The sequence below is a fragment of the Tersicoccus sp. Bi-70 genome (assembly GCF_001968825.1).
Taxonomy (GTDB): Bacteria; Actinomycetota; Actinomycetes; order Actinomycetales; family Micrococcaceae; genus Tersicoccus.
Genome location: NZ_MIEU01000011.1, coordinates 279,567 through 295,424 on the forward strand (window position 1 = coordinate 279,567; position 15,858 = coordinate 295,424).

Below are 15,858 nucleotides of genomic sequence, written 5' to 3' on the forward strand. Positions count from 1 at the left end.
GCTCAGCGGAGACGAGCCGCTCGTCAGTCGCCGAGGATCTCCCACTCCTCGATCGGCCCGGGCACGACGTCGAACAGAGGGTGGGGGCGGCGCTCGGCGGAGGCGACCCGCGCGTGCCACGCCGGATCCCGCGCCTCCGTCTTGACCAGCAGGTGGGCCCACTCGTGGTCGAGCTGGCCCGACGTCACCGTCATCCGCGCCGGGGAAACCGACGGCGACGGCGGCACCACGATCAGGCCCCGATTGAAGGTGAACTCCCGCGCATCCGCCTCGTCGGCGAGTGCCGACAGATAGGCCCCGACGGAGGCCACCGGGTCCACCATCCGCCGGAACCGGATCAGCTGCGGGTGCCGCGTGTAGCCCTTCGTCCCGCCCTGCAGCACCTTCTGCGCCAGGAGGGACTCCCGCCAGCCGGCCACCAGCGCCTTCCGGTCCAGCAGTGAGGGGTGCAGGCTCCACAGACGCATCAGATGAGCCTATCGGCGACGCGGGTACCCTCGGGACCGAGCAGGTCCGGCCGGGACGGACCGCGAACCCACCGAGAACGGAGACCGATGACGCCGACCACGCGCTGGGACGCCCCCGAGAACGAGGTGATGCGCCGGCTCTACGAGCAGCGGTTCCGCGGGCTGCACGCCGACGGGGTGGACGTCGACGGGGAGGGCCGCCTGCTGGACGCGCTGCTCGAGCGCTCCGCGTCGGTGCTCGACGCAGGATGCGGCACCGGTCGGCTGGCCGCCCACCTCACGCGGCGCGGTCACCGCGCGGTGGGCGTGGACAAGGACGGCGCCCTGGTGCGGGCCGCCCGAGAGCTGCAGGGGGACGGCATCCCCTTCCTCGAGGCCGACCTGGCCGAGCTCGACGCCGCCACGCTGACCGGCGGCGGTCTGCCGGACCGGTACGACGCCGTGGCCGCGATCGGCAACGTCCTCGTCTTCCTCGCGCCCGGAACGGAACGCGCCGTCCTCGAGCGGTTCCGGGCGCTGCTGCTTGACGGCGGCGTCCTGTTCACCGGATTCGCCACGGACCGCGACTACACGGTAGCCGATCTGGACCGGGACGCCGCGGCGGCCGGGTTCGCCCTGCGGCACCGGTTCGCCACCTATCAGCTGGCTCCCTTCACCGACGACGCCGGCTGGGCGGTCTCGATCTTCGATGCGGTGCCGTCACGCCCATAGACCCAATCGATGCAGTGACGATGGATCATTGATTGGACGCGAGGACGAGCGGCGACCACACTGAACGGTGATACGGATCACGCCGGCATCCGCCGCCGGCCGAGGCGCAAGGAAGCACACTCATGGCCGTCACCACCCGCACCCCCTGGGCGTTCGCGCTCTGCTGGCTCACCGTCGTGTTCGAGGGCTATGACATCGTCGCGCTCGGCGCGGCCATCCCGCGGCTGCTGGACAGCCGCCACGCCGGCATCACCGCCCTGGACGCGACCTTCATCGCCACCATCTCGCTCGTGGGCGTCGGCATCGGTGCGGCCGCGATCGGGCCGATCACCGACCGGTTCGGCCGCCGCCTCCCGCTCATGCTCTGCGTGCTCGTGTTCTCGGTCTTCACCCTGATCTTCCCCGTGATGCCCAACACCGGCCTCCTCGCGCTCGTCCGGTTCCTCGCGGGCCTCGGCCTCGGCGGCTGCATGCCGGTGGCCGTGACGATGATGCAGGAGAGCGCCCGCGAGAACGGCAAGGCGCACTCCAGCACGATGACGATGACGGGCTACCACGCCGGTGCGGTCGCCGCCTCGCTGCTCGCCATCGTCTTCGGCGCCCACTGGGGCTGGCTCTTCACCGTCGGCGGTGTGCTCGGCCTCGTGCTGCTCCCGGTGATGTGGGCGAAGCTGCCCGAGACGAGCACCGTGGTGAGCGAGCAGCACCCGCGTGTGCGCCCCGCCGACGTCCTGCGCCAGCCGTACCTGCGCACCACGCTGGGCCTCTGGGTCGCGGCGTTCATGGGACTGCTGCTCGTGTACGGGCTGAACACGTGGCTCCCGCAGCTGATGCGCGGCGCCGGCTACAGCGTCTCGAACTCGCTGTTGACGCTGTTCGTGCTCAACGTCGGCGCCATCATCGGCCTGCTCGTGGGCGGCCGCATCGCCGACCGGCGCGGCGTCAAGGGCACCACGATGTTCTGGTTCGGTGCGGCCGCCGTCCTGTTGCTCCTCCTCAGCATCCGGATCCAGAACGAGGTGCTGCTCAACGCCGTCGTGCTCGTCACCGGGGTGTTCGTCTTCTGCGCGCAGGTGCTCGTCTACGGCTTCGTCGGCTACCTGTACCCGCGGCGGATCGTCGGCACCGGCATGGGTCTGACCTCCGGCGTCGGCCGGATCGGCGCGATCGTCGGCCCGTGGTTCACCGGGCTGCTCGTGGCCGGCGGCGTCGCCTACCCCGGCGGCTTCTACCTCTTCGCGGTCGCCGCGATCCTGGGTGTGGCCGCGGTCGCGATCATCCCGAAGCCGCGCACGACGGCGCCCGCCGACGAGGACGAGCCGCGCGCCGCCCGCACGGCATGACCGGCGCTGGTGACCGCGCCCAGCGGCGTCAGGACACCGGCCGGCCCCGCGCCGGACGACGCGGTTCAGGCCTCGACGTCGGCGTCGTCCAGCGCCGTCGCCACCAGGTCGCGGAACCAGGCCGCCGCGCCCGTCCCGGCGATCTCCTCGTTCCACGACAGGGTGACGTCGAACCGGGGCACGTCGATGGGCAGTTCCCGCATCACGATCGGCCAGCGCTCGCCCCACAGGGCCGCCAGCTGGGCCGGGACGATCGCCGCCATCCCGCTGCCGGCCACCACGCCGGGCAGCGTGGAGAAATGGTGGACGTACAGACCGATCCGGCGCTGGATCCGCATCGACTCGAGCACGGCGTCCGCCTGACGGTGGCCGAGCGCGGGGTCGACGGCCACGTGCGGCACGGTGAGGAAGTCCTCCAGCTCGATCCGGTCGCCGGCGGGCGGCCGATCGGCCGGCAGCACGCACACGTACCGCTCGCGATGCACGAGCGTCCGGTGGCCGGAGGCGTCGACGGGCACGCTCGCGACGGCCGCGTCGACGTCGCCGTGGGCCAGCCAGCTCGTGACGCGATCGATCTGCATGGGCACGGACTCGACGCTGACCCGCGGCGCCCGGTCGGTCAGACGGGCCATGATCCGCGGCAGGAAGGTGGCCTCCCCGACGTCGGAGAGGGCGATCCGGAAACGGCGCTCACTGGTCGCCGGGTCGAACACCCGGTCCGCGTCCACCGCGTCGTCGACGGCCGTCACGGCCCGGCGGAACACGAGCGCGAGCTCGACGGCACGCGCGGTCGGCGCCACCCCGGTGCCGGAGCGCACGAACAGCGGATCCCCGAGATGCCGGCGCAACCGGCCGAGCGCATGACTGACCGTCGGCTGCGTCAGCGACAGATCGGCCGCGGCACGCGTGACGCTGCGGGTGTCGTAGATGCTCAGGAACGTCCGGAGCAGATTCAGGTCGAGGCTCACCCGCCCATCATGCGGCAGGGCGACGCCGACCCCACGAGAAGGAGCACACCATGACCACCGTGAACGACGCCGCCTGGGACCTGCTGCGGCGCCACGGCATGACCACCGTCTTCGGCAACCCGGGGTCCAACGAGCTGCCGTTCCTCGCGGGCATGCCCGAGGACTTCCGCTACGTGCTCGGCCTGCACGAGGGCGTCGTGCTGGGGATGGCCGACGGGTTCGCCCAGGCCACCCGGCGCCCGGCCTTCGTCAACCTGCATGCGGCGTCGGGCAGCGGCAACGCCATGGGCGCCCTGACCAACGCCTGGTACGCCCACACCCCGCTCGTCATCACCGCGGGGCAGCAGGTCCGCTCGACCGTGGGCCAGGAGGTGATGCTCTCCAACGTCGACGCGACCACGCTGCCGCGTCCGCTGGTCAAGCACGCCGCCGAGCCGACCTGCGCGCAGGACGTGGTGCGGTCCCTCTCCCAGGCCCTGCACACCGCCACGCTGGACCCGGCCGGGCCGGTCTACGTCTCCGTGCCGTACGACGACTGGGCCGCCGAGATCGGCGCCGACGTCGCGTACGTCCTGGAGCGGCGCGTGGTGGTGGGCGGGGGAGTCGCGGAGGCGGAGATCGCCCGGATGGCGCAGCTGCTGGACGCGGCGGAGGCGCCCGTCCTCGTGCTCGGTCCGGACGTCGACAGTGCCCGCGCCAACGACGACGCCGTGGCCCTCGCCGAGCGGCTCGGCGCGGACGTGTGGGTGGCGCCGTCGGCGTCGCGCTGCCCGTTCCCGACCGTCCACCCGGCGTTCCGCGGCGTGCTGCCCGCCTCCGTCGCCGGCATCACCGACAAGCTGACCGGGCACGACGTCGTCCTCGTGATCGGCGCCCCCGTGTTCCGATACCACCAGTACGATCCGGGCGAGTACCTGCCCGCCGGCACCCGACTGCTGCACGTCAGCTGCGATCCCGGTGAGGCGGCGCGCGCCCCGATGGGCGACGCCGTCGTGACCGCCATCGGGCCCGCGGTCGCCGCGCTCGCCACAGCGGTGACGCCGCGACCGGAGCCCGAGCGCTGGGCGGCGACGCGCAGCGACGATACCCGCGATGCCCTCACGGCGGCCGATGAGGAGACGACGGACGGCGCGCGGCTGAACGCCGCGGACGTGCTCGCCACCATCGACGCCCTGGCGCCCGAGGACGCCGTGTACGTCAACGAGGCGACCTCGACGGTGGGCGACTTCTGGGCGACCATCCGGATGGACCGACCCGGCAGCTACTACTTCCCGGCATCGGGCGGTCTCGGCTTCGGCATGCCGGCGGCGGTCGGGGTGCAGCTGGCCGAGCCGGAGCGGCGGGTGATCGCCGTGATCGGCGACGGCTCCGCCAACTACGGCATCACCGCCCTGTGGAGCGCGGCCCAGTACCGGGTGCCCGTCGTCTTCGTCATCCTCAACAACGGCACCTACGGCGCACTGCGCGGCTTCGCCACCAAGCTCGACGCCCTCAACGCGCCCGGGCTCGACGTCCCCGGCATCGACTTCGTCGCGCTCGCGGAGGGCTACGGAGTCAGCGGTCACCGCGCGACGACGCTCGCCGATCTCCGCTCAGCGCTCACGGAGGCCCTCGCCGCGGACACGCCGACCCTGATCGAGGTCACCACCGAGGCCCTGGCCCGGATGTGACCGGGAACACCAGCTGACCCGGAGCCGTTGCTCCCCCTGACAGCCACGAATACCTCTCCATACCGGAAGCGAAGGATCACCCATGAGTCTGCTGGACACGTCCACCTGGGACGGCAGGATCTTCCTCGACGGCTGGCGCGCCGGCCGCGGCGGCACCGCCGACGCCCTCGAGCCCGCGACCGGCCACGCGCTCGGCAGCTATGGCGTGGCGACGGCCGAGGACGTCGCCGAGGCCGCCGAGAAGGCCGCCACCGCGCAGCGCGCGTGGTCGGCGACCAGCCCGGAGGACCGGGCGGCCGTGCTGCGCCGCGCCGGCGACCTGTGGCACGAGCATGCCGAGGAGGTCGAGGACTGGATCATGCGCGAGTCCGGCGCGATCAAGCCGAAGGCCCAGCTCGAGACCCACATCGCCGCGAACGAGTGCTACGAGGCCGCCGCGCTGCCGACGCACCCGGCCGGTCAGGTGCTCGCCACCAACGACGACCGCTGGTCCTTCGCCCGGCGCAAGCCCGTCGGCGTCGTCTCCGTGATCGCCCCGTTCAACTTCCCGCTCATCCTCTCGATCCGCGCGGTGGCGCCGGCGCTGGCGCTCGGCAACGCCGTCCTGCTCAAGCCGGACCCCCGCACCGCCGTCTGCGGCGGCGTCGCGCTCGCCCGGGTGTTCGAGGAGGCCGGGCTGCCGTCCGGGCTCTTCGCCATGCTGCCCGGTGCCGCCGACGTGGGGGCCGCCGTGGTGGAGGCGCCGCAGGTGCAGGTGGTCGCCTTCACCGGGTCGACGGCCGCCGGCCGCGCGGTCGGCGAGTCCGCGGCGCGGAACCTCAAGCGCGTGCACCTGGAGCTCGGCGGCAACAACGCGCTCGTCGTCCTGCCCGGAGCGGAGGTCGCCAAGGCGGCGTCGGCCGGGGCCTTCGCCTCGTTCCTGCACCAGGGCCAGATCTGCATGACCACCGGCCGGCACGTGGTGCACGAGTCGCTGTACGAGGAGTACGTCGCCGCGCTGGCCGAGAAGGCCGCGAACCTGCCGGTCGGTGATCCGACCAGCGGCACCGTGGCGCTCGGCCCGATCATCGACGAGAAGCAGCTCAAGCGGATCGACGGCATCGTGCAGGACGCCGTGATGCACGGGGCGCGGCTGGCGGCCGGCGGCTCGAACGACGGGCCGTTCTACCAGCCGACGGTCCTCGCGGACGTCGCGACGGACAACCCCGCGTGGACGCAGGAGATCTTCGGCCCGGTGGCGCCCGTGGTCGCGTACTCCACGATCGACGAGGCGGTCGCGCTGGTCAACGACAACGAGTACGGCCTGTCCGTCGGCATCCTCGGTGAGGTCGGGACGGCCATGCGGATGGCCGACCGGCTCGAGTCCGGCAAGGTGCACATCAACGAGCAGACGGTGATGGACGAGGCCAACGCCCCGTTCGGCGGCGTCAAGGCATCCGGCAACGGGTCGCGCATCGGCGGGGCGGAGGCGAACATCGACGCCTTCACCGAGGTGCAGTGGCTGACGGTCCGCCCCGAGATCGCCGACTACCCGTACTGATCGGACACGTCGACGGTGGCCGACCGACCGGGTGCGCCCGGTCGGTCGGGCGCGCGGCGGTTGGTCTGGTCCCGCGTCAGTCGCGGTGGTGCTCGGCGATCAGCGTGACGACGCCGTGGGCGAGCACGCAGGCCACCATGGCGACGCCGATGGGGTTGTAGCCCGCTCCCTGCAGGAGGACGGTGGGCGCCCACACGTCGGTGGTCACGAGCGTGCCCGCGCCGCCGGTGAGCGCCGTGAGGCTGATCCCGGTGGCGAGCAGGAGCCCGAGCACGCCGACGAGGCCGACCCGCAGGGCGGGCACGAACTGGATGACCGCCGCCATCACCCCCGCGAGGGCGACGGTGACCATCATCAGGGCGGTGGCCTCGGGAAGGGACCGGGCCAGCGGGCCGGTCTCGACGGCGACGGCAGAGAGCAACGACGAGGAGACGACCCCTGTCAGGTAGGCGAAGACCAGACCCACGGCGCCGCCGGTGACGAGCCAGTGCCGGTGTCCGGGACAGGCGCCCTGCGCGGTGATCGCCGGGCTCGGCGCGTCGGTATGGAGATGTCTCATGGTGGGCCCCCTGCCCGCGAGGATTCCGGAACACGGACCGTTCCGGAGCTCTCGCAACCCTTGGTTGAGGCGACCGTACGTCACTGGCGCGGGTCCTGCCAGATGCCGTCGTCACCTACCGACGGGTACGGACTTCTACCCACGGGTAGGGCAGGTTCTACCCGTGGGTAGTTGATTTCCGGCCCTCTCTTCCAGGCCTGAACGGGCCGCCGGTGTCCTCCGTCGACCCGGAGGCAGCGCTACTCAGGCGGCCGCGCGGGCGCGGGCGACGACGTGGCCGCGTGCCGAGTTGGGGAAGTCCTCGAGGAAGGCGCGCAGCGCATTGGCGTCGACGTCGGCGCCGAAGAGTGCCGTGTTCGGCTCCATCGCCACCCCGGCCGCCAGCGGACCGGCCGGCACCGGATCGAACCCGAGTGCGTCCACGACGGCGGAGGCGGTGGTCACGTCGGCGGGGTCGTCCCCGGCGACGGCGATCGCGATCCGCCCCGGCGTCTCCGCGGGGCGGGCGTCGCCCTCCAGGTCGTGGTAGCCGACGTGGTTGAGCGTCTTGACCACGCGCGAAGCGGGCAGGAACCGCTGCACGAGTTCACTGGTGGAGGTGCGGGGGTCCGTGAGGTCGTCCCGGATCCCGTCGACCTCCCACCAGTAGTTGGTCGCGTCGAGCACCAGCCGGCCGGCCAGCGCCTCGACGGGCAGCGTGCGGTACTTGCCCAGCGGAACGGCGAGGATGACGACGTCGGCTTCCCGTGCCGCCCGTTCGGCGGTGACGGCGGTGGCCCCCGGGACGAGGACCTCGACGGTGAGCGCGATCCGGGCGGCGTCCCCACTGCCGGCCACGAGCACCCGGTAACCGGCGGCCGCGGCGAGACGTGCCAGCACGGTGCCGAGCTTGCCGGCGCCGAGAATACCGATGGTGCGGATGTCCGTCGATGCTTTCACGTGTTGTTTCAACGCCGGGTCGAAGCGGCTTATGCCTCCCAAGGGGACAGCTGAGGCAGCTCAGACGAAGCAGGCCACCAGGGCACCGGCGAGCATCGCCGGACCGAACGGGAAGGAGCTGCGCAGACCGCCGCGCCGGGTGAGCAGCACCACCACCGAGACCACCGCGCCGGCGACGAAGCCGAGCAGGGCGCCGGTCATCAGCGTGTCCCAGCCGTCGAACGCCAGCACCAGCCCGAGCAGCGCTGCCAGTTTCACGTCCCCCATCCCCAGCCCGGACGGGTTGATCAGGGCGAGCACGAGGTAGAGGACGAACAGCAGGCCGGCCCCGAGCAGGGCCCGGATCGCCGCGCCGCCGTCCGCTCCCGCGACGGCCGCAGCGAGAACGAGCACCCCCACGACGCCGAGCGCCGGCATCACGACCACGTTGGGCAGGACCCGGTGCCGCAGATCGATCGCCGCCAGGGCCACCCCGATCGTGGCCACGAACAGGTACAGCGGCAGCTCCGGAGTCAGGCCGAATCGCCACGTCAGCGCCCCGAAGACGAGGGCGGTGAGCGGCTCGAGCAGCACGGGCGGGCGGCGCGGGGTGGCGGCTTCCGCCGGCTCGAATGCGGCCGCCAGGTGCCGGGCGTAGCGTCCGGCGGCCAGCCCGACGAGCATGGCCAGCGTCAGCAGGAGGGGTGAAGCGGCGCTGCTCATGGGTTCAGGGAGTTGATGACGCCGATGGCCGCCGGCCCGACCATGATGATGAACAGCACCGGCAGGATGCAGAACATGAGCGGGAAGAGCACCTTGACCGGGATCTGCATGGCCTTCTCCTCGGCCCGTTGCCGCCGCTTGAGGCGCATCTCGGCCGCCTGGGTGCGCAGCACCCCGGAGATGGCGATCCCGTACTGGTCCGCCTGGATGATCGAGCGGACGAAGCGGCGCAGGTCCGCGACGCCGGTGCGCTCGGACAGGTCGGTGTAGGCCTCCCGGCGGGAGCGGCCCACCTGCATGTCCTGGATGGTGCGGACGAGCTCCTCGGCGAGGGCGCCCTTGCCGTTGTAGGCGGCGCGGCTCATGGCTCCCTCGAAGCCGAGCCCGGCCTCGACGGCGATGGTCATCTGGTCCAGCGTGTCCGGCAGCTCGCGGGCGATCGCGGCCTGCCGCTCCATGCCGCGGCTGTAGAGCAGCAGGTCGGGCACGAAGTAGCAGACGGCGGTCGCGAGGATCGCCAGCAGGAGTCGGCGGACGTCGGGGGAACCGGCGGCGAAGAGCAGACCGAGCACCGCGGCGACGGCGGCGAGCACGACCTTGGCCGAGAGCACGCGCCACATCGGCCAGGATGCCGGCCGGCCGGCGCGTGCGAGCTGCCGGTCGAGGCGGGCGATGAAGCTGCCCGGGGTGAAGCGGCGGGCGAAGGCGGCGAGGCGTTGCCCGCGGCCCGGGGTCGTCGCGTCCACCGTGGTCGTCGCCATCCCGCGGGCGAGGTTCCGCTGCACGGCGCGGTCCTGGTAGAGCCGCGGGGACAGGGTCGCCCAGCCGAGCAGCGGGAGGGCGATGGCGGCCGCGGCGATGGCGACGATGACGGTCAGGGGCACGGTGCTGGTCCTTCCTCAGAACCGGAAGCTGATGACTTTGCGCAGCCAGAGGCCGCCGACGAGGAGCAGGATCGCGCCGACGGCGAGCATCGCCCAGCCGATGGGGCTCTCGAACAGCTGGTTGAGGTACGTGGGCGTGATGACGACCAGGATGCCTCCGAGGGCGAAGGGCAGGATCATCAGCACGAGGGCCGAGATCCGCCCCTCGGCGCTCAGCGCCTTGACCTGCCGGCGGATCTGGTTCCGTTCCCGGATCGTCTCACCGACCTGGTCGAGCACCTCCGCCAGGTTGCCGCCCACCTCGCGGTGGATGGCGATGGCCTGGGCCACCCAGACGAAGTCCTCGCTGCGCATCCGCTCGGCCGCGGCGTCGAGGGCCTGCCCGAGGTCGCGGCCGAGGCGCGTCTCGTTGGTGATGCGGGCGAACTCCTCCGACGTCGGGGCCTCCGCCTCGGTCGAGAGGGCGTCGATGGCGCGGGCAAGACTGTGGCCGGCGCGAAGCCCGCTGGACATCAGCTCGAGGGTGTCGTCGAGCTGGTCCGCGAAGGCGTTGCGCCGTCGTCCGGCGAGGAAGCCGAGGAGGAGCCGGGTGGCGATGACGGCGACGGCGATGACGAGCACGGCACCCATCGGCCCGACGCTCAGCATGACGAGGACGGCCAGGACCGCGGTCACCGAGGCCACCAGGACGATGAACTCGGCCGGCTTCATCCGGATGCCGGCCTGCTCCAGGGCCCCGGCGAGGGCGGGCGCGCTGCGCAGCTGGAGCAGCAGACGCTCGATCAGCTCGGTGGTGGCGGTGGTGAGGCCGGCCAGCCGTGACTCCTGCGGCGTCGACCCCGCGGCGGGACCGGTGCGCGTCAGGGACACCCGCGGCCGCGGCGGGAAGATCGCCAGATACACGGCGGCGAGGGCGACCACCCCGAGCAGGATGCCGAGGACGAGCAGCAGGGGCGACGGGCCGTCCGGGAGGGTGGTGGCCGACGGCGCCGTCGCGCGCAGCACCGCGATCACCGGCGTCCCGTTCCCGCCGGAACGGCCGGAGCAGCACCGAAGACCCGGGGGGAGAGCTCGATGCCGAGTTCCTCGAACCGGTCGGTGAACCGCGGGCGGACGCCGCTCGGAATGGGTTTGCCGAGGAACCGCCCGTTGGCGTCCAGCCCCGCGCTGTAGTCGAACACGAAGGCGTCCTGGAGGGTCACGATCTCGCCCTCCATGCCCTGCACCTCCGTGACATGGGTGACGCGGCGGGTGCCGTCGCGCAGGCGGGTCAGCTGCACGATGACGTCGACGGCGGAGGCGATCTGCTCGCGCACGGCCCGCAGGGGCAGGTCCATGCCCGCCATCAGCACGAGGGTCTCGAGCCGGGAGATCGCGTCGCGCGGTGAGTTGGCGTGCACGGTGGAGAGCGAGCCGTCGTGGCCGGTGTTCATGGCCTGCAGCATGTCCAGGCTCTCGCCGCCACGGCACTCCCCGACGACGATCCGGTCCGGCCGCATGCGCAGGGAGTTCCGCACCAGGTCGCGGATGGTGACCTCGCCCTTGCCCTCGACGTTGGAGGGCCGGCTCTCGAGGGTGACGACGTGCTCCTGCTGCAGCTGCAGTTCGACGGCGTCCTCGATGGTGACGATCCGCTCGTCGGCGGGGATGAAGGAGGAGAGGACGTTCAGCAGCGTCGTCTTGCCCGTGCCCGTGCCGCCGGACACGAGGATGTTCAACCGCCCCTTGACGCACGCGTCGAGCAGCTCGGCCATCTCGGGGGAGAGCGTACCGAAGCCGATCAGGTCGTTGACCTGGAACGGGTCGGTGGAGAACTTGCGGATGGTCAGGGAGGAGCCGCGCACGGCCAGGGGCGGGATGATCGCGTTGACGCGGGAGCCGTCGGAGAGGCGCGCGTCCACGAGCGGTGAGGACTCGTCGATGCGCCGGCCGACCTTGGAGACGATGCGTTCGATCACGCGGCGCAGGTGCTCCTCCGAGGTGAACTGGACGCCGGTGAGGGTGAGCCGGCCGCGGTACTCGGCGTAGATCTGGGAGGGTCCGTTGACCATGATCTCGGTGACCTGCTCGTCGTCCAGCAGCGGCTGCAGCGGCCCGTAGCCGATGACGTCGTCGGTCACCTCCTTGATCAGGCGCTGACGCTCGTCGCGGGAGAGCGGGACGGCCTCGGCCTCGACGACGCGGATGAGTTCCTCGTGCACCAGCTCGTAGAGGGCCTCCTCGGTCAGCGAGGCATCGAGGAGCCGGGTGCCCATGCGCTCGAACAGCTCGTCCCCGGCGCGCTGCTTGAGCTTGGCCAGGGCGTCGTGCTGTCCCGCCGAGGCGGACGTGCTGATCCACGTGGTCGAGGACCGTGCCGCGGAGGCGGACATGGCGGTCCACGTGACCGGAGCCTCGGACGAACGGTCCGTGACGCGGTCGGACGGTGCCTGCCCGTCGCCGCGCTTCTCGTCCGGAGAGGCCGGCGCGGGACTCGCCTGAGCTGCCGGCGCGGGCCGGCTCGCGGCGGCGGGCGGGGTGGCCCCGGGCGTCGCGCTCGGCGTCCGGGTCGGCGCGCTCGGGGCGGGGACGGTGCCGCCGTCGGCGACGGCGAGGCGCTGGGCCAGGTTCACGACGCTCCCTTGCGGTGTCGGGCGGTGCTCGTCGGCCGGCTCTTCGGCACGGGGGGTTCGAACCGGCGCACCAGGTGCCGCAGGTGGCGGCCGGCCTTGTCCCGCGTCCCGGCCTGCAGCAGCGGCACCCCGCGGTTGGTCGAGAGCCGGACGGACCGGCTGAACGGCACGACCACGTCGGCCTGGTGGCCGAGGGTGGTCTCGATGTCCTGCTGAGCGAGGCCGTCGCGGGTGTCGGCGTTGTTGATGATGACGTGGCGGTGGGCGGGTACGAGGCCGAGCTGGCGCAGGATGTCGATCTCCTTGCGCAGGCCCCGCACGCTCGGCACGTCGGTGCCGACGACGAACACGTGGTCGGTGGCGCGGTCGAGCGCGGCCAGCGTCGCGGCGGACAACCCGGCGTCCGTGTCGACCACCACCCAGGAGTACTGGGCGGCGAGCTGGTCGATGAGGTGGGTGATGTCGTCGGCGCGGATCTGTGCCTCGTCCGCCGGGGAATGCGGGGCGCAGAGCGCGAAGAGTCCGGACGGGTGCGCGCTGAGGTAGGACTTGAGCACCATGGTGTCCCGGGCCGCTGCCCGGCTGACCGCCTCGGTGAGGGTCTGCTCGGGAGCGAGCTGCAGGGTGTGGGCGATGTCCCCGAACTGCAGGTCGAGGTCGACGAGGACGGTGCTCTGCGGTGCGGTGGCGGCGAGCCCCACGGCCAGGTTGGTGGCCACGGTGGTCTTGCCGACGCCGCCCTTGGGGGAGAGCACGACGACGACGCGGCCGCGGGTGGACCGGCGCTCCCCGTCCCCGTCCTGCAGCCCGGCGGCTGCCCGTCGGTCGGCGGCCGCGCGGGCGGCCTTCCGCAGCAGGTCGCGGAACTCCACGTCGTCGATGCCGGGCGCCACCAGGTCGCGGATTCCCGCGCGCATCGCGGCGACGGGCAGGCCGCGCTCGACGGGACGGACGAGCAGGACGGTGATCTCCGGGTGCGCAGCGTCGAGTGCGCTGGCGATGGTGAGCCCGTCGGCGATCGACAGGTCGGGGGAGAGGATGACGACGTCGGGCCGGAAACCGTCCCGCGAGACGGAGAACAGGACACCGGGGTCGGCCGGCAGCGCCGGGTCGCTCCAGTGGTCGAGGTCGCCGCCGACGGCCTCGGAGACGCGGTCGACGAAGGCGTCGTCGCGACTGATCACCAGGAACTGGCTCACTTGAACACTCCGTCCACGGTCATCTGCTTCGTCCCCGACTCGGAGGCGGTCGAGGGTTCCTTCGTCAGGTAGATGGCGCCGTTCTCGGCCGCCCACACGATCTTCTCCACGTCCGGCGCGGTGCGGGCCAGGGTCACGAGCACGGCGCCGGCCGGCACGGCGGCGGCACTCGGGGTGCCACTGGCGGTCGGGCTCGGGCTGGGGCTGGGTTCGGCCGCGGGCGTGGTCGGTGAGGCGAGCCCCTGCACGCTCGTGACGAGCACCTTGTGCATGGCCAGGTGCGTCACCGCGTCGCTCAGCGGATCGCTCTTGACGTTGTAGCTGATCACGATGCCGACGGTGTCGCCCGCCTGCAGCTGACCCCCGACCACCCGCTGGGGGTCGAGCTTGATGGTCAGCTCCTGCATGCCCTTGGGCACCGCGAAGCCGGGTTTCTCCTCCTTCAGCGAGGCCGGGTCGGCGAAGCGGCCGGTGAGCAGCTGCTCGCCGGGGACGAGAGCCGCCGAGGGCACCTTCCCGTTCACCTGGGAGAGCTCGGTGACGGCGCCGTCGGCCACGGCACTGGCGGGCACCGTCTGCCGGCCGGTGTACTGCGGCAGCTGATCCGACGTCGTGCCCTTGGGGATGGCCTTGCGCACGACGTACACCTCGCGCGACTCGGCACCCTTGAGGGCTCGCTGGTCCGCGCCGGAGACGTAGTTGGTCAGGGCGACGGCGCCGAGGACGGCGAGCAGGACGGCCACGACGGCGGCCACGATCCGGACTTTCACGGGAAGGATGCTCCTACTGGCTCAGGGAGACGAAGGACGCGTTCAGGGTCGGGCCGCCGAGCTTGGACACCGACCACTTGGTCACGGTGTCCAGGCTGACGAGCCGGATGAACGAACCCTTGATGCCGGTGCACTTGTTGCACGCGGACGAGGGGTTGTTGGTCCAGCTGCCCGGCCAGCTCGTGTCGGTGATCTTGAACGCGGCGAAGCCGTACACGGTGTAGGTGGCGTTCTGACCCTGACCCTGCGCGGTCGAGTAGATCGGCAGCAGGACCGTCGTGTTGATGATCTTCGACGGATCGCACGGCGGGGCGCTCTTGCCGGGGTCACTGCCGACCTGCACGAGGATGTCGACGGAGGCGGCGCAGTTGCCGCTCTCGTCCAGCCAGCCGAAGCCGCCGGGTACCGCGTTGCCCTTGTCGTCCGTGCAGGTGTTGTTCGTCGTGATCCAGCGCTCGCTGTTGGCCGGCGTGCCGTTGTAGATGCAGCGGGCGACGGTGAACGGGAAGACGACGGCGGCGGACGGGCTCCCCCAACTGGCCGTCGCCGATGCCGTCACGCTGCTGGTCGGGACGCCCAGGATGGCGCCGAAGGCGTTGGTGAGGACGTGCGCGCCGGTGGCGGTCTGGACGCCGGTGTTGACGCGGACACTGCCGGCGGCGGTGTCGACGGTCGCGGTCGCCTGGGATGCACCGTCGTTGGCATTGCTCCCCGCGAACCCGAGGGCGGTGGCGTTGACGTCGCCGCACGAGCCGGTGGCGCAGCGCTGGGCGACGGCCAGGGCGGCCGCGTCCGCGCCGTTCTGCAGCTGGCGGCGTTCGACGTAGATCCCCCCGACGTCGATCACCATCGCGGTGACACCGAGCAGGACGACCATGCACAGGGCGGTGACGACCGCGACGGCGCCGTGCTCGTCATGAAGGCGCGCGTGACGCAGCTGCGGAAGAGCACGACGCAGGCGGCGCCGAAGCCGCAGGCTCATCCTCCGCATTGCATGCTGCTCTTTCCGGTGATGGTGATGGTGGAGCCGAACATTCCGGTCAGGAACTTCAGCGGGTAGGCGGCGGTCACGGTGACCACCGGGTACGTGGTGCTGGCGTTCGCAGCGCAGGAGCTGCCGTTGCTCAGGCCGATCGTGATCTGGCCGGTGGTGAGCGCCGGGTTCAGTGAGGGAGCGGCGGCCTGGGCGGCGGCCTTGGCGGCCGTCGCATCGTTCCGGACGGCCATGACGCGCGCGGCCTCGCGGGCCGCGCCGGACAGTTCGATCTGCGTGTTGTAGGCGCGGCCGAACTCGATGATGCCGAGGAGCAGGAGCAGGAGGACGGGCACGACGAGGGCGAACTCCACCGCGGCTGCCCCCCGCTCGGACCCGAGGCGGGTGAACAGCGCGAGGCGCTTCGCCGGTCGCTTCGGCTGCGTGGAGGACGACGTCGGAACGCCGCCCCCCACGCGGTGCCCGTTCCCGGGAGAGGTCATCGCGGGAACCTTCGACCT

At 72.1% G+C, this 15,858-nt stretch carries 16 protein-coding genes; 4 read left to right on the top strand and 12 right to left on the bottom strand.

Annotation, left to right across the window (positions count from 1 at the left end; translation table 11 throughout):
* Window positions 1-23: 23 nt before the first annotated feature.
* Window positions 24-467, bottom strand: coding sequence for a pyrimidine dimer DNA glycosylase/endonuclease V (locus tag BGP79_RS07835; protein ID WP_076694335.1), 444 nt, complete (start codon window positions 465-467; stop codon window positions 24-26).
* 87 nt (window positions 468-554) lie between these two features.
* Between BGP79_RS07835 and BGP79_RS07840 the strand changes: the two genes are divergently transcribed.
* A complete protein-coding gene (locus BGP79_RS07840) occupies window positions 555-1,178 on the top strand; it encodes a bifunctional 2-polyprenyl-6-hydroxyphenol methylase/3-demethylubiquinol 3-O-methyltransferase UbiG (protein ID WP_076694337.1) in 624 nt (207 codons plus the stop codon).
* 122 nt (window positions 1,179-1,300) lie between these two features.
* Window positions 1,301-2,521 (top strand): aromatic acid/H+ symport family MFS transporter, encoded by a 1,221-nt coding sequence (locus tag BGP79_RS07845; protein ID WP_076694338.1) that lies wholly within the window; start codon window positions 1,301-1,303, stop codon window positions 2,519-2,521.
* A gap of 65 nt (window positions 2,522-2,586) precedes the next feature.
* On the opposite strand, the gene BGP79_RS07850 is transcribed toward BGP79_RS07845, so the two are convergent.
* The gene (locus tag BGP79_RS07850; RefSeq protein WP_076694340.1) at window positions 2,587-3,489 is read right to left on the bottom strand and encodes a LysR family transcriptional regulator; all 903 of its coding nucleotides are present in this window, start codon (window positions 3,487-3,489) and stop codon (window positions 2,587-2,589) included.
* 50 nt (window positions 3,490-3,539) lie between these two features.
* Here BGP79_RS07850 and mdlC point away from each other — a divergent pair, with 50 nt between their 5' ends.
* Together mdlC and BGP79_RS07860 are read left to right on the top strand one after the other, a co-directional pair.
* Window positions 3,540-5,159, top strand: coding sequence for a benzoylformate decarboxylase (mdlC, locus tag BGP79_RS07855; RefSeq protein ID WP_076694342.1), 1,620 nt, complete (start codon window positions 3,540-3,542; stop codon window positions 5,157-5,159).
* Between the two features lie 82 nt (window positions 5,160-5,241).
* Window positions 5,242-6,699 carry a benzaldehyde dehydrogenase gene (locus BGP79_RS07860; RefSeq protein WP_076694344.1) on the top strand — a complete coding sequence of 486 codons (1,458 nt, stop codon included), beginning with the start codon at window positions 5,242-5,244 and terminating at the stop codon, window positions 6,697-6,699.
* 76 nt (window positions 6,700-6,775) lie between these two features.
* Here the strand turns inward: BGP79_RS07860 and BGP79_RS07865 are convergent, their stop codons facing one another.
* From BGP79_RS07865 to BGP79_RS07910, 10 genes are all read right to left on the bottom strand, one after another.
* Entirely contained in the window at window positions 6,776-7,258 is a 483-nt protein-coding gene (locus BGP79_RS07865; protein WP_076694346.1) for a hypothetical protein, read from the bottom strand.
* Between the two features lie 243 nt (window positions 7,259-7,501).
* Complete coding sequence (locus tag BGP79_RS07870) at window positions 7,502-8,197, bottom strand: NADPH-dependent F420 reductase (protein WP_233121269.1); 696 nt, start codon at window positions 8,195-8,197, stop codon at window positions 7,502-7,504.
* Window positions 8,198-8,257: 60 nt separating this feature from the next.
* The gene (locus tag BGP79_RS07875; protein ID WP_076694348.1) at window positions 8,258-8,899 is read right to left on the bottom strand and encodes an A24 family peptidase; all 642 of its coding nucleotides are present in this window, start codon (window positions 8,897-8,899) and stop codon (window positions 8,258-8,260) included.
* Window positions 8,896-9,783, bottom strand: coding sequence for a type II secretion system F family protein (locus BGP79_RS07880; protein WP_076694350.1), 888 nt, complete (start codon window positions 9,781-9,783; stop codon window positions 8,896-8,898). Before BGP79_RS07880 ends, BGP79_RS07875 begins: the two co-directional genes overlap by 4 nt.
* A 15-nt stretch (window positions 9,784-9,798) precedes the next feature.
* The gene (locus tag BGP79_RS07885; protein ID WP_233121271.1) at window positions 9,799-10,797 is read right to left on the bottom strand and encodes a type II secretion system F family protein; all 999 of its coding nucleotides are present in this window, start codon (window positions 10,795-10,797) and stop codon (window positions 9,799-9,801) included.
* Window positions 10,794-12,395, bottom strand: coding sequence for a CpaF family protein (locus BGP79_RS07890; protein WP_369800174.1), 1,602 nt, complete (start codon window positions 12,393-12,395; stop codon window positions 10,794-10,796). Before BGP79_RS07890 ends, BGP79_RS07885 begins: the two co-directional genes overlap by 4 nt.
* Window positions 12,392-13,594: an AAA family ATPase gene (locus tag BGP79_RS07895; RefSeq protein ID WP_076694351.1), complete on the bottom strand. Its 1,203-nt coding sequence runs from the start codon at window positions 13,592-13,594 to the stop codon at window positions 12,392-12,394. The genes BGP79_RS07890 and BGP79_RS07895 overlap by 4 nt, the downstream gene beginning before the upstream one ends.
* Complete coding sequence (locus BGP79_RS07900) at window positions 13,591-14,364, bottom strand: Flp pilus assembly protein CpaB (protein ID WP_076694353.1); 774 nt, start codon at window positions 14,362-14,364, stop codon at window positions 13,591-13,593. The genes BGP79_RS07895 and BGP79_RS07900 overlap by 4 nt, the downstream gene beginning before the upstream one ends.
* Before the next feature lie 13 nt (window positions 14,365-14,377).
* A complete protein-coding gene (locus BGP79_RS07905) occupies window positions 14,378-15,346 on the bottom strand; it encodes a pilus assembly protein TadG-related protein (RefSeq protein WP_158067150.1) in 969 nt (322 codons plus the stop codon).
* Window positions 15,343-15,840, bottom strand: coding sequence for a TadE/TadG family type IV pilus assembly protein (locus BGP79_RS07910; protein ID WP_083701692.1), 498 nt, complete (start codon window positions 15,838-15,840; stop codon window positions 15,343-15,345). The genes BGP79_RS07905 and BGP79_RS07910 overlap by 4 nt, the downstream gene beginning before the upstream one ends.
* Window positions 15,841-15,858: the final 18 nt, after the last annotated feature.